Here is a 14,828-nt window from a genome sequence, read left to right as displayed (position 1 = left end):
GGCCTTCACCCTGCCGCGAGGGTGAGGGCCGCGGCACGAGCGGTGGCGGCCGGTTCCGCGAACCGGGGGGTTTCCAGGGCCGCTGCCAGTTGGTCCCGCCAATTCGGCTGACAGGCGACCCCGGCGCGCGCCCATCCGTCATGTGCCAACACTCCGTACGCCGGTCGAACCGCGGGCCTGGGGAACGCCACCGAGCCGACGGGGCGAAGCCGTTCAGGGTCGAGCCCGCTCAGCCGGTACACCTCCCGGGCAAGCCCGTACCAGGTCGTACGCCCCTCAGCCGTGCCGTGGTAAACACCCGCCGGAGCCCGCCCGGCCAGCGCGACCCGCCCGAGTACGGCCACTTGTCGGGCGAGCGCCGCCGACCAGGTGGGCTGCCCGTACTGGTCCGCGACCACGTCCACGGTCGACCTCCTACACGCGAGATCGAGCATCGTCGCCACGAAGTTGTGACCGTGCTCGCCGTAGAGCCAGGCGGTGCGCACGGTGTAGCCGGTGCGCGGGAGCAACTCGGCCACCATCCGCTCGCCCAGTAGTTTGCTCCTGCCGTAGGCGTTGACCGGCCCGGTCGGGGCGTCCTCCGCATATGGCAGCCCGGCGTCGCCGGGGAGGACGTAGTCGGTGGAGACGTGCAGCAGGATCGCCCCCATTTCGGCGCAGGCACGGGCCAGATGCCGTACGCCCATGCCGTTGACGGCGGTCGCCGCGGCCTCGTTGTCCTCCGCACCGTCCACATCGGTCCAGGCGGCACAGTTGACGACCACATGGTGTGCAGCGACTGCTGCGCGCACGGCCTCAGGGTCGGTGATGTCGAGCTCGCCGCGGGTCAGTCCGGTCACCCTGGTGCTCGGGGCGGCCAGGAGTTCCGTCACCACGTCCCGGCCGAGTATCCCGCCCGCGCCTGTCACCAGCCACGCCGTGTTCGCCACTGATCCGGTCATCCCTGCTCCGATCGGGACTTGAGCGGCTCCCACCAGGAACGGTTGTCCCGGTACCAGTCGACCGTGGCCGCGAGACCCTCCGCGAACGGGACCTGGGGCTCGTAGCCGAGCTGTTCGCGGATCTTGCGGTCGTCCAACGAGTAGCGCAGGTCATGGCCCTTGCGGTCGGCCACCCGGGTGACCCGGTCCCAACCGGCGCCGACGGCGTCGAGCAGCAGTCCGGTGAGCTTGTGGTTGCTGACCTCGGTCCCACCGCCGATGTGGTAAATCTCCCCCGGCTTTCCGCCGCGCAGGACGAGCTCGATGCCGCGGCAGTGGTCGGAGACGTGCAGCCAGTCGCGGATGTGGCGACCGTCGCCGTAGAGGGGGACAGACCTCCCATCGAGCAGCTGGGTGATGAACAGGGGGATGACCTTCTCGGGGAACTGGTGTGGCCCGTAGTTGTTGGTGCAACGGGTGACCACGACGTCCAGGCCGTGGGTGCGGTGGTAGGCGAGGGCGAGGAGATCGGCCGCGCCCTTGGAAGCGGAGTACGGGGAGTTCGGCGAAAGCGGCCACTCCTCGGTCCACGAGCCCTCGCTGATCGAGCCGTACACCTCGTCCGTCGACACCTGAAGGAACCGACCCACACCGTGCCGCAGGGCTGCGTCCAGCAGTACCTGGGTCCCGACGACATTGGTGTGGACGAACGGCCCAGCTCCCTGGATCGACCGGTCCACATGTGACTCGGCCGCGAAGTGCACGACGGCGTCCTGACCAGTCATCACCTGGTCGACCACAGCGGGATCACACACATCGCCGCGAACGAAACGATAGCCGGGACGGTGTGCGACCGACGTCAGGTTCTCCTCCACCCCGGAGTAGGTGAGTGCATCGAGGACCGTGACATGTGCCTTCGGATCGGACCGTAGCCAGCCCCGGATGAACTCCGAACCGATGAACCCGGCCCCGCCGGTCACAAGGAGACGCATGCTTCTCCCCGAGTTCCGCGCAGCCGTCGCCGATAGGCGATGCACTCCTCATGGGTGGGCAACAGACCCAGCAGCCCGGCTTCCTCCAGTGTGGGGGCCGCGGCGTCCTTGTCCGAGAGTTCCGGGGTGAGGTCGTCGGGCCATGCGATCGCCAACTGTGGATCGAGTGGGTGAATCCCGAACTCGCGTTGCGGTGCGTACCCTTCGGAGCAGAGGTAGACCACGAGTGAGTCCTCCTCCAACGCCATGAAGGCGTGACCGAGGCCCTCCGACAGATACACGGCCCGGTGCTCTCGATCATCGAGGCGAACGGCCTCCCACGTGCCGAAGGTCGGGGAGCCGGTGCGAAGGTCCACCACCACATCGAGCACGGCTCCACTGACGCAGGTCACGTACTTGGCCTGCCCCGGCGGGACTGCGGCATAGTGGATTCCCCTCAGGGTGCCACGACCGGACCTGGAGCAGTTCGCCTGCTCCAGGCGCAGCGCGTGACCGGTCAGTTCACGGAACCGGTCGGCCCTGAACCATTCGTGGAAGCGGCCCCTTTGATCCGTGAACACCTGTGGTGTGTCCACCCAGGCGCCTTCGATACCCAACGGTCTCACCTGTAGTGTTCCTTCCGTCTCCGCCGGTTTGCCATCAGGCGGTCGCCACGGGCCGGGCCTGCGAGCCGCCGCCCCGAGGCGACACCACGGCACACTGGCCGTCCTGGTCCAACAGATCCAACAGGTACTGGCCGTAGCCGCTCGCCAGCAGCGGTCGGGCCAGAGTGCGGAGCTGGTCATCATCGATCAGGCCGACCCGCCAGGCCGCTTCCTCCACACAGCCGATCTTGAGGCCCTGGCGCTCCTCGACGACCCGGACGAACTCCGAGGCTTGGACCATGGATGCGAAGGTCCCCGTGTCCAGCCAGGCGGTGCCCCGGTCGAGTCGGGTGACGCAGAGTTCGCCGGCCTCCAGATAGACACGGTTGACATCAGAGATCTCCAACTCACCACGTGCGCTGGGCCGCAGTCCGCGAGCGATCTCCACGACGCGGTTGTCATAGAAATACAGCCCGGGCACGGCGTACCGGGACCTCGGGCGTGCGGGCTTCTCCTCGATGGACAGCGCCCTGCCGTGTTCGTCGAAGTCGACCACGCCATAGGCGGAAGGGTTGGCCACCTGATAGGCGAAGACATGGCCGCCATCTGTGCGGCCCACCTGCTCCAACCGGGCGCTCAGCCCCGAACCATGGAAGATGTTGTCACCGAGGATCAGCACGACCGATCCGTCACCGATGAAATCGGAACCCAGCAAGAATGCCTGGGCGATTCCCTCCGGACGCTCCTGCGTCGCGTAGTCGATGCGCAGACCGAACTGACCGCCGTCGCCGAGCAGTGAGCGGAACTGCTCCTGGTGTTCCGGGGTCGTGATGACGAGGACTTCACTCACCTTCGCCAGGACCAGCGTGGAGAGCGGGTAGTAGATCATCGGCTTGTCGAACACCGGAAGAAGCTGTTTGGAAACGGAACGGGTCAGCGGCCAAAGCCGTGAACCGGTACCACCGGCCAGCAGAATTCCACGCATGGGTAGTCAGGGAAGCCATGTCCGTACGGGAACGCTTCCCCATCCCCTTTCACTCCGTGCCTTCGATTCTCCGCATATGGCTTACCGATGGTCTTCCTGACATCGTTGTACTGCCTTCGGACAGCGGTTTTCGCCACGCAGAGAGTACAGACCGCACTCTTCCTGCGAGCCCTTCCCTCCCGGCGCGGCATGTCGCATGCCGATCAGCGGTACCACGCCCTGCTCTGACGCCCACCGCCCACCGCCCACCAGGTGGTTCAACCATCCAAAGGGGTGTCCGGGCTCCTCTCGCCTGACACCAGGTGCCTCCTTTGAATCTGCCCAGCCGGGACTTGCCAGCCGCATGCTCGGACGAGCTTCCCGGCATCACCAAAAAACTCATCTCAACCGTGCACCCAGAGCTCTCGCCTGGGACATGCAACCGATTTCACCGCCGCGCGATCCCCCAAAAGCACCAACCTCCGCCCTCACCGCTTTGCGTCACCATTCGTGTGATGTTTTGCATCTGCCGCGAGCCACGGGCGCACCTGACCTCCGCGCCTGTCAAAAATGACCTGCTTCATCATTCTCTACGAATTTCGCACAAATGCGTCATTCGGCTGACGGCTGCCCTCCTCGGTAGCCGTTCGGGGTCCACTGGCGGCCTCTCAACTGGTTGCCACGACCCGTCTCCATCGCTTCTTCGTGAAAGGAATTCTGGTGAACCGTAGAACCATCGGTCGAAACCGGGTGAGAGTCATCACCTTGGTTTCGGTAGGTACCTTGGCCGCCGTGCTCAACGTCGCGCCGAGCGCAGCGGCCATCGCCGATGCCGTCGAGCGCTCCGGCAGTCAGCACAGCCTGGGCCTGCCAGGACCGAACGGTGCCGTGACGGCCAGCGGCCCCGAGCGGCCGGGCGGCCCCGGCGGAAAGGGCAACGGGAACGCGCAGGGACCGCGAGGTCCGCAGGGCCCTCAGGGTGCTACTGGCCCACAGGGACCGCAGGGTGCAGACGGCGAGGACGGCGAGGACGGCGCGCAAGGTGCCACCGGACCTCAGGGCCCGCGGGGCACCCAGGGAGCCCAAGGCTCACAGGGTGCCGATGGCACGGACGGCACGGACGGCGCGCAGGGAGCCCCTGGTACACAGGGACCCCAGGGCACCCAAGGCACCACCGGCGCCAACGGCACACAAGGCCCGCAGGGAACCCAAGGCACCAACGGTGTACAAGGCAGCACCGGCGCACAAGGTGCCGATGGCGCGGACGGCACCCAGGGAGCCACCGGAGCTCAGGGCCCGCAGGGCACCCAGGGCACCCAGGGCACCAACGGCACGCAGGGAGCCCAGGGCGCACAAGGCACCAACGGCACAGACGGCACGGACGGCACGGACGGCGCACAGGGACCCCAGGGCACCCAAGGCAGCACCGGCGCACAGGGCACCAACGGGGCAGACGGTACGCAGGGAGCCCCTGGTACACAGGGACCCCAGGGCACGCAGGGAACCACCGGCGCCAACGGCACACAGGGCCCTCAGGGCACCCAAGGCACCACCGGTGCCAACGGCACGCAAGGCACCCAAGGTGCACAGGGTGCCAACGGCACCAACGGGACGCAAGGCCCGCAGGGCACCCAGGGCACTACCGGTGCACAGGGGCCGCAGGGCCCGGCGACGCTGAGCACCTATGTCATCCGGGGCCCCCAGGCTATCCCGGTGCTCATCGGTTTGGGCGTGACGTCAACGGCCAACTGCCTGGCCGGCGACGTGGCCACCGGCGGTGGCTACGACACCTTCGGGCTTCTCAGCACCGTCAACGTCATCGAGAACGCGCCGATTCCGAAGGGCGCAGGCACGCAGTCCGGACCGGCCACCGGCTGGCAGACCCAGGCATCCGTCACGATTCTCGGCGGCGGATTCCAAGCCTACGCGGTCTGCGTTGACCAGTAGTTCCACCTGGCGCACGTGCGTCTGAAGTAGCAAGTCGTTGTCGGCGAGCAGGCATGTGATACCTGCCAGCCGGTGCGGTGGAGCCCGACTTCGTCGGCTCCACCGTTGCCTTTCGGTAAGGACGGGGGCCGGGGCCCAACCGTTGGCAGGATGCTGTCAGCACTGTGTGTCAGGTCGTCAGGACGGGGCGGGCGCCGGGGAGCGGCCCATTCGGGCGGCACTGTGGTTTGGCCGTGAGCGGGTGCGGTTAGGGCTGGGAGTGCGTGGTGGCATCCGATCGTCACACTGTTCCGGGGGTCGAGGGATGGATCGCCTGACCGCTCGGTGGCCGTATGTGCGCTGGCTTCCGCTGACGGTGATCGTTGTCGTGGCTGTCGCCGATGCGGCGACGCCGACCGCCTATACGGGCGTCCCTTTGATCGCGTCAGCATGTGTGCTGGCGGGGGCGACACTGTCTCTGCGGGGTACGGCGTGGACCGGGGCATTCGCCTTGGGCATCACACTGCTGCTGAACTGGTGGCTCGGGCTCCTGGAGGACGCCACCGGTTGGGTGGAGGTGTTCAACGTCGGGCTCGCGATGCTCATCGGCCTGGACGTGAACCGCATGCTCGACCGTCATACGAGGCAGTTGGCGAGGGTCCGGTCGGTGGCGGGGGCCATGCAACGCGCGGTGCTGCCCTCCCCTCCCGCACGGATCGGCCTGCTGGAGGTGGCCGCCCGCTACGAGGGTGCGGACACCGAGGCCCGGATCGGCGGAGACCTCTACACGATCCAGGACACGCCCTACGGTGTCCGCATCCTCGTGGGCGACGTCCGTGGAAAAGGGCTCGGGGCGGTGTCCACCACTTCCACACTGATCGGCGCATTTCGTGAAGCCGCTCACTACGTACCTGACCTCGCTGACCTCGCCGTCCGGTTGGAACAGTCCCTGGAACGCGACAGCGCGGAGAACCCCAACGGCGGCCATGACGAGGAGTTCACCACCGCCCTCATCGCCGAGATCGACCACCGGAACCACACCCTGCACATGCTCAACCGGGGCCACCCCGCCCCCTATCTCATTCGAGCCGGCCACATCACCGAACTGACCCCAGCCGCCCCTGATCTCCCCCTGGGCATGGGAGAACTGGGCGGTCAGCGCACGACCCCCGACGCTTTCCCCCTCTCCGCAGGCGACATCCTGCTCTTCGTCACCGACGGGGTCACCGAGGCGCGCAATCGAAGGGGAGACTTCTACGATCCCACCCACCTCGCCACTCCCGGCAATGACCCTGCCGGGCCCGCAGCCGTACTCGACGCACTCGCCGACGCCATCCACCAATGGACCGGCGGCCCTCGCGACGACGACATGGCCACCCTTGCCGTCGGCATCGCCTGACGACGACTCGCCGAACCCCCGGAGCCGATCGGGCCGGCTCCGATGCTGTGGACACATCGCCACCGGATGGTCGAACTGTGCGTCCAGCTCCCGGGCTCGCAAACGGCGTGAGCCGGTACCGCGTGCAATGCCAACTACCGGTGTCGTTGATGGGGCCCATGACGCCATCCTGGTGACCACAGCAGTCGACATCTTCCGCTGACCTCCCCTCCGCCCGGTGACTACAGGGCGGCGAAGATCGCAACCGTGCCTTCCCTCGCGCATTCGCCAAGAGACCTCCACCAGGCCCCACCGCACGAGGTCTCGTGCGGTGGGGCCTTCTCATCTGCGCCCGAAAGCGACCGGTGGCTACTTGCCGATGTACGCGTCGTACACAGTCACACTCGCCTTGCCACCCTGTGCGTCGGCGACCTCGCCCCGCAGGGCAACGGTCTTCCCCTTCGCGGGGTTCTTTACGGTGACCTTCCCCTTGGTGACGGATGTCCGCTGCCAGGTCGCGCCAGAGTCGTAGGAGACGGAGACGTCGAGGGACTTCAGCCCCTTGCCCGCCGCGGGCCCCTGCACCGTCACCGGAAACGTCACCGTACGGTCTGCCGGAACAGTGCCGTCCAGGTCCACATGGGCACCGAACCGCACGGTGGAAAGCGCGGTGCGCGTCTCACCTTCCGTCGCGGGCTTGGCACTGCGGAAGGTCCAGGAACCATCGACACGGGTTCCGACGGCAGAAACGGCCGGGCTCCGCGTCACCGATGTGTTCATGGTGTACTCGGCGTCGTCCGCACCGATGGCGTAGAACTCCCAGCCCATCAGCGGATCCGCCTTCTCCGCGATCTTGGTGGTGCCCTGGTACAGCGTGGTCGTGGCCGAGGAGTACGTGGACCGACCGATGTTGCCCCGGCCGTCCGAGAACAGCGGCACAACGAACTCAAGCCTGTTCCCCTGGCGGAAGACACCGTTGCGCCCCTGCATCAACGGGGAGTGCACTGCGGGCCCAAGCTTCACCCGGTGACTCGTACCCGGGCGGAACTCCTGCTCCGGAGCCGTGTACCCGATCTCCTCCCACCCCTGGGCATCGAGTTGCACCCCGGAAAGGGACCAGAGGTTGGCCTTCCCGTCGGTGGCCAGATAGTGGGTCCGGGAGCCCGGCAGGGCGGTGGGGTGCTCCGAGCCGAAGTCGAATCGATCCTTCCCGCCCAACGCCGTCGTACGTCCCGTCTTGCCCTGGACCGAGGCGCCGAGGGATGCGGTGACCTTCGCGAAGTCTGCGGCCCCGAACTTCTTGCTGTATCCGGTGAAGAGCCGCTTCACCTCGCCTCCCGCGGCGAGGCCGTACTGGGTCGAGGCACCACGCTCCCACTGGGCGTAGAGGGATTCCCTGAGCTCGACACCGGTGGGCTGCTCCGGGCCCAGTTGCGCGGTACGGAAGCCGTCGAAGGTGGTGGAGGCGTGGTCCTTGAACTCCATGGACCGTTCACCGATGCCGACGAAGACGGCCGCCGCGGCACCGGTCATCTTGGCGCCGCGGTCCGTGACGGTCATTTCAACGGGCTTGGTGGTGCGGGCATCGATGGCGAGAGCGGAGTTCTTCGTCAGCGCCAGCCTGGGGTGGATCAGCCGGTCCGAGCCACCGGACTCGTTCGACGCGCTGGAGAAGATCGCGTAGTCGCCCTTCGGTAGCCGGAGCTTCTCGGTGCCGGTGACACTGCCGTACAGGGTGGTGGAGGCATCACCCTCGCCGGACATCTGCCTCAGATAGGTGTAGAAGTCCTTGCCGGGCAGGCCGTCCCGACCCACGAAGTCGAGGGCCAGGTCGTACGACTCGACCTCGCGGTCCACGGAAGCCGTGGACCGGACTGTCTGGCCGCCGCCGGTCGCGGTGACGACGGCGGTGTGGACGCCGTTGTTGTCACCGCCGATCCGGGTGTCCGCGGTGAAGGGGACGGTGGCGGTGGAACCCGCGGGAACGGTGACCTTGTTCGTACCGAGGACGAAGAGGCCGGCGGGGGCGGGGCCACCTCGGGCGTCGAGCCCCTTGACCGCCAGGTCGAGGGCGATGTCCTGGGTGCCCAGGTTGCGGTAGGTGATCTGCTTGGCGACGGGCTGATCGTCGGTGTGCGGCCACTGCTGACGTCCGAAGGAGACGGTTGTCTCGTCGGCAACCACGGTCTGCTCGATGGCACGGTCGACGGCGATCCGCCCGGTGCCCTGCTGGAACACCGAGTACCCGCCGTCCTGGGCGGAGGCGGTCAGCGCGGCCTTGAGCCGCTCGCCCGACCAGCCGGGGTGCCGCTGCTTCAGCAGCGCCGCGGCGCCCGCCACATGCGGGGTGGACATGGACGTGCCGCCTATGGAGAAGTAGCCGGCCGGGTTCTCCCCGACCTGCTCGGCGATGGCACTGCCGGGGGCCGACGCAGCGGTGATGCTGACACCGGGAGCGGTGACATCCGGCTTGATCGCCCCGTCATGCAGCGGGCCGACGCTGGAGAAGGGTGCGATCTTGTCGGCGTCGTCCACGGCGCCGACGGTGAGAGCGGCTTCTGCACTGCCCGGGGAGCCGACGGAACCGGCGTTCGGCCCCTCATTGCCGGCGGAGACCGTGAAGAGGACGCCCTTCTCCTTCGACATCCGATTGATGTGGGCCTCAAGCGGATTGATCTCGGGTCCGTCACCGCTGCCGAAGCTCATCGTGACGACGTCGGCGCCCCTGCCGACGGCCCAGTCGACTGCGGCGATGGCCCCGGACTCCATGGTCCCGTGGTCGCCCATGACCTTGGCGTTGAGAATCTTGGCTCCGGGCGCGACGCCCTTGTACTTGCCACCCGACTTGGCACCGGTTCCGGCCGCGATCGAGGCGATGTGCGTGCCGTGCCCGTTCCGGTCCTTGGTGTCTGGGGACGAGGTGAAGTTCGCCGCCCCGACCACCTGGGTCGCCAGGTCCGGATGGGTGTCGTCGACCCCGCTGTCCAGGACCGCGATGGTGACGCCCTTGCCGTCGTACCCGGACTGCCAAGCCTTCGGGGCGCCGATCCGGCCCACGCTCGTGTCCAGGTTCGCGGTGTACACCGCGTCCAACCAGATCCGCTGGATCCCCGGGACGGTCATAGCGGCCCGGGCGGCTCCGGCTCCGGCTCCGGCTCCGGCTCCGGCTCCGGCTCCGGCTCCGGCTCCGGTGAGGGTGGCCCACAGCCCACCCGCATCCCCCTTCGGTACGGTCACGGCGTCCGCGTTGATCGACGGCAATGTCCGCGCCACCTTCGCATCGGCGCGGACCCCCTGCCGGGCCTTGGCCTCCGACGCACCCTCGTATGCGACGACGACCTTCAGACCGTCGCGGTAGGCCCGCATGCTTTCGGGGGCGCTGAGCCCGGTGACGTCGAAGAGTCTCCGGTCGAGCTTTCCGGCCGCGATGAGCCGCTCGGCGTCGACCGGAACGGCGTAGGTGCGCCCCCGTTCGGTCCAACTCCGAACGGCCAACTTCTCTCGGCCCGCGCCTCGTTGGACGGAGACCACCCGATCACGGGAGTCCACGCCGACCCGGTCGCCAGTGATCAGGGTGACCCATCGGAGTCCGGTCCCGGCACTGCCGACGGCAGTACCGTCATCGGCGGCGCCGGTATCCGCGAAGGCATTCGTACTGGTCATTCCGGCGACGAGTGCCGCCGCCACAAGGGCCGTGGTGACTGTGGTCGCACCGCGCCCTTGATGTCTGTTGGAGAACAAGATGGCTCCTTGCTGCACGGGGTCGGGGGGTGAAAGACATGGAGCGGCCCCGTACTCCCGCTCACGGCCGGGAAGAGAAGGAAGATCCAACTCCCGTTGCTCCCAGCCCCACTGATGGCCGAAAATCGCCTCTCGGTCTCCCTCTCAGCGACGGCTGGGGCCTTTGGTCGACTTGGGGCCTTTGGCGTACGCGGAACCCGTTTCCGTAGCCGTCGAGGAGCCCGATGACGTTGTTGGCGTGCAACGGGCGGCTCTGATCACGCAGATGGTGAGGTACCGAGCCCCCGCTTCGCGGCGGAGGAGCGAACCCGTCTGAGTGATGTGGTGCCATCCCACTGAGGAGATGACTGCGGCACCGATATGCCTGTGAACGTGAAGACGAAGAGACTGCTGCGCACGCACTCCGTCACAGCACTCGGCACCGCCACCAACCGACCCGCACCTGGGCCGTGTCGCCACCCCTCTCGCGGGCTGTGCGCAGGAAGAGGGGTCGCCCGTTCCTGGAGACCGGGGGGACGACGCCCCCCACAGATGGCGGGGAAGGGGGAAGTGACGGATGGGACGTCGTGAAGCGCCTCTCGACCCCGGCGCGGGCCCCGTGCAGCGGTTCGCTCATGAACTGAGGCAATTGCGTCACGAAGCCGACGGGATCACCTATCGGGAGATGTCACGCAAGGCCAACTACTCGGTGACCGCGCTCTCCCGTGCCGCAGGTGGTGAGCAGTTGGCATCGCTGGCGGTGGTCCTGGCCTATGTGGGGGCATGTGGCGGTGACGTGGGCGAATGGGAGCGCCGGTGGCATGCGGCGGCCGAAGAGACCGTCGAGCAGGGGCGGGCCGATGACAGCGAGTCGCCGTATCAGGGGCTGGCCCGTTTCGAGCCGAGTGATCACGAGCGCTTCTTCGGGCGGAGCACGCTCATCGCCGCCGTCAGTGAGCTTACGGAGAAGCGTCGCTTCACGGCAGTGTTCGGGCCGTCCGGCAGTGGAAAGTCGTCGTTGCTGCGGGCGGGTCTGGTGCCCGCTCTGCGTGCTGGCGGGACGGGTTTGGCGGCGATCCGCATCCTCACTCCTGGAGAGCACCCGCTGAGGACCCACGCGAATGCCCTGATCCCGAAGGCTGGCACCGGGGACACCCTGCTGGTGGTCGATCAGTTCGAGGAGGTCTTCACTCTCTGCCGTGACACCGCGGAGCGTTTCGGGTTCATCGACCGGCTCCTCTCGGCAGCCGAGCCGGGCAGCCGTCTGCGGGTGGTGGTCGCGGTGCGGGCGGACTTCTACAGCCGCTGCGCCGAACATCGCTCTCTGGCAGACGCCTTGACCGATGCGGCGATGTTGGTGGGGCCGATGACGAGCGCCGAGCTGCGGGAGACGATCGTGGGACCCGCCCAGGCGGCCGGGCTGATCGTGGAACGGGAGCTGACCGCACGCCTGGTCGCGGAGGTGGAAGGAGCGCCCGGGGGGCTGCCACTCCTGTCGCACGCACTACGGGAGACGTGGCGCCGGCGCCGCGGCCGAGCGCTGACCATGGCTGCCTATGAAGCCTCGGGTGGTGTCCACGGCGCTATCGCCCGAACCGCGGAGGAGACATTCGCGGAGCTCTCCGAGGAGCGGCGGGAGCTGGCCCGGCTCATCCTGCTGCGGCTCATCACCCCGGGCGAAGACTCACCGGATACCCGCCGGCCGATCGACCGCACCGAGCTTGACTTCGGCGCCCCCACAGAAGTCGCGTTCGTGGTCGAGCGCCTCGCCCGAGCGCGGCTGCTCACACTGAACGACGACACGGTGGACTTGGCCCATGAGGCGCTGATCAGCGGGTGGCCGAGGCTGAGCGGCTGGGTCGAGGAGGGTCGTGAACGATTGCGGGCCCACCGCAGACTCACCGAGGCCGCCCACGCCTGGCACGACCTCGGACAGGACCAGGGTGGGCTGTATCGAGGCACCCGACTGGCCACGGCTGAGGAACACTTCGCCGGGTCTGACGAGTTGGTCGCGCTCACTGTGCGGGAGCGGGAATTCCTCGCCGCGAGCCGCACCGCTCGTGCAGGAGAGCACCGCCGCAGACGGGTCGGGGTCTCGGTCTTCGCCGTCGTGATGGTCCTCGCCCTGATCGCCGGAGTCATCGCCTGGCAGCAGACCCGGGTAAGCGATCGCAGACAGGTGGAGGCGGAGGCGCGGCGTATCGCATCGGTCGCCGAAGGGATGCGTTCCAGCGATCCGAAGCTGGCGATGCGGCTGAGCGTTGCCGCGTGGCGGCTCGCTGAGATGCCCGAAACCCGCGCGGCGGTGCTCGGTGCTGTGACACAGCGGGAGCAGGACGTGCTGCGCATCCCGGTAGTGGATAGGGATGTGGGTGAACGGCATCTGACACCGTACGGACGGGCGTTTGTGTCCGTGGAGCGGGATCGGAATCGGATCGAGAGCTGGGATCTGCGTGACCCCAGCCGGCGTAGCTCTCATCCGGGGCCAGGAAGGCTCATGAACGGGGACGCGTATCAACTGAGTCCGGATGGACGGACACTGGTACTCGCCCAACCCAACGGTCTGGTGTTGTGGGACGTACGTGCCGGGCGAGTGAGCGGACGGCTCGCGATCGACGGCCTCCACGACGCGGTGTTCAGCTCTGACGGGCGCACACTGGCAGTGGAACGGTCTGAACGCACCGTCGAGATCTGGGACATGACCCGTCGCCGACGAGTAGCGCAGATCGTCGCTCCACAGGGCGAGAAGGACTGGGAGGCGATGATCCTCAGCCCGGAGGGTCGCCGACTCGCATTGTGTTCAAGCGAAAACCCCCTGCGGATCTGGGACCTCGCGAGCCGAAAGAGAGTGGCTCTGCCGTGGGGTGGGAAGCCTGCCTCCCAAGTATTCTGTGGTGAGCGGGATTTTGAGTTCCTTCCGGGCGGCCGAACGGTTGCGTTCATCAACGGCCGGGATATCCATCGCTGGGATCTCGAATCCGGACGAGAGCTTCCCTTGATCACCGCGCAGCAGGCCCTGATGTCCCTGCGGTTGAGCGAAGACGGGAAGTTCATCGCCGCATCCACGGTCGATAGCGGTGAGCTCCTGTTGTGGCGACTGGACTCACCCCATTCGCCCGTCCTCCGACATGCTCTGGTCAACCAGGACGTGGCGGATTTTGCGGTCGACATCGAGGCTGGCGCCTTGCGTTTCCGCAGCAGCTCGGAAGCGGCCATCAGGTCGCTCAGCCTGGGGCCAGTGGCAACGAGCCAGTGGAGAACGGAGCGTGACACTACCCAGAAGTTGACCCTGGACGGTCAGACGCTGACTTCGTTGACGACGAAGGGAACGCTCGGAAACCAGATCGGGCTACTGGAAACCGGCAGCAGAAAGAGCATGGTCGCGACGGGTGAGATGTGCCCGCAGAACCTTGGCGAAGACCAGCCCGCAGAAACAGCCGAACCAGCACAGCAGTCAGCTGGAATCTGCTACGACGCCGCTGTGTTCAGTGCCGATGGCCGGCGCATCGCTTACGGCAACATGGACAGCGGCAGATTCTCCATCTGGGATGTGGAAGCGCGCCGAAGGATTTCATATGTACAGACGACGCACACCAATCCGCACGGAACAGGTGGGCCCCTGGTCCAGGATCTCGCTCTGAGCGCCAACGGACATCATCTGTACACGATCCGCTCGGATGACAAAGCCACCCTGGAGATCTGGGACCTGCGCAAGCCGGGGCATGCCCGCAAGACCGCAGCAATCGCCGGCGTCAGAGGGGATCTGTTGGCTCCGCGGCACGACACCGCCGAACTCGTCACTTCCGCGGGGGACATCATCGACACCGAGTCTGGCCGGGTGGAACCTCGGACACTGGACGACAGCGACGCGCAAGCGCTCCTCTTCAGCCCTACCGGAACGTATCTGGCCGTGGGCGACGTACAGGGCCGGGTCACCGTATGGGACGGTGCACTGCGCAGGAAGCTCGCCGAGCTCTCCAGCACCCCCAGTACAACCGCGCACTACGCCGGCTACGGCATCACCGCCTTGGCCTTCTCCCCCGACGAGGAGATCCTCGCGGTCGCCGACGGGGCCGGCAGCGTCCAACTGTGGCACGTGGCGACCCAGAGCCACTTGGGATCATCCCTCCCGACCCCCGGCGACCCGGCCTTCTCCGTCGCGTTCAGCGCCGACGGCCACACCCTCTACACGGCGGGCCTCCACACAGGGCTGCACACCTACGACATCCACCCCCAGCGGCTCGCCGACACCGTCTGTCAACGCGCCGGCTCGGGGCTGACCCGCGCCGAGTGGAAGACCCGACTCCCGAATCTTCCGTACCGCACCACCTGCTGAAGAACCCC

At 67.4% G+C, this 14,828-nt stretch carries 8 protein-coding genes; 3 read left to right on the top strand and 5 right to left on the bottom strand.

The window, feature by feature from the left end; translation table 11 throughout:
• Positions 1–5: 5 nt before the first annotated feature.
• From rfbD to rfbA, 4 genes are read right to left on the bottom strand one after another with little or no spacing between them, the layout of a single operon-like run.
• Complete coding sequence (rfbD, locus tag OID54_RS34750) at positions 6–941, bottom strand: dTDP-4-dehydrorhamnose reductase (RefSeq protein WP_329026161.1); 936 nt, start codon at positions 939–941, stop codon at positions 6–8.
• Positions 938–1,912 carry a dTDP-glucose 4,6-dehydratase gene (gene rfbB, locus OID54_RS34745; protein WP_329026159.1) on the bottom strand — a complete coding sequence of 325 codons (975 nt, stop codon included), beginning with the start codon at positions 1,910–1,912 and terminating at the stop codon, positions 938–940. The genes rfbD and rfbB overlap by 4 nt, the downstream gene beginning before the upstream one ends.
• Positions 1,897–2,517, bottom strand: a complete 621-nt coding sequence (locus OID54_RS34740) for a dTDP-4-dehydrorhamnose 3,5-epimerase family protein (RefSeq protein WP_329026157.1) — start codon at positions 2,515–2,517, stop codon at positions 1,897–1,899. Before OID54_RS34740 ends, rfbB begins: the two co-directional genes overlap by 16 nt.
• A 34-nt stretch (positions 2,518–2,551) precedes the next feature.
• Complete coding sequence (gene rfbA / locus OID54_RS34735; RefSeq protein WP_329026155.1) at positions 2,552–3,481, bottom strand: glucose-1-phosphate thymidylyltransferase RfbA; 930 nt, start codon at positions 3,479–3,481, stop codon at positions 2,552–2,554.
• 771 nt (positions 3,482–4,252) lie between these two features.
• Between rfbA and OID54_RS34730 the strand changes: the two genes are divergently transcribed.
• Together OID54_RS34730 and OID54_RS34725 are read left to right on the top strand one after the other, a co-directional pair.
• Entirely contained in the window at positions 4,253–5,407 is a 1,155-nt protein-coding gene (locus tag OID54_RS34730) for a collagen-like protein (protein WP_329026153.1), read from the top strand.
• A gap of 304 nt (positions 5,408–5,711) precedes the next feature.
• Positions 5,712–6,785: a PP2C family protein-serine/threonine phosphatase gene (locus OID54_RS34725; protein ID WP_329026151.1), complete on the top strand. Its 1,074-nt coding sequence runs from the start codon at positions 5,712–5,714 to the stop codon at positions 6,783–6,785.
• 348 nt (positions 6,786–7,133) lie between these two features.
• Here the strand turns inward: OID54_RS34725 and OID54_RS34720 are convergent, their stop codons facing one another.
• A complete protein-coding gene (locus OID54_RS34720) occupies positions 7,134–10,505 on the bottom strand; it encodes a S8 family peptidase (protein ID WP_329026148.1) in 3,372 nt (1,123 codons plus the stop codon).
• Positions 10,506–11,061: 556 nt separating this feature from the next.
• Between OID54_RS34720 and OID54_RS34715 the strand changes: the two genes are divergently transcribed.
• A complete protein-coding gene (locus OID54_RS34715; RefSeq protein WP_329026146.1) occupies positions 11,062–14,820 on the top strand; it encodes an nSTAND1 domain-containing NTPase in 3,759 nt (1,252 codons plus the stop codon).
• Positions 14,821–14,828 lie beyond the last annotated feature (8 nt).

It is taken from the genome of Streptomyces sp. NBC_00690 (assembly GCF_036226685.1).
Lineage (GTDB): Bacteria > Actinomycetota > Actinomycetes > Streptomycetales > Streptomycetaceae > Streptomyces.
Note: the sequence above shows the minus strand (reverse complement) of the source record. Positions and strands in the feature narration are given on the sequence as shown.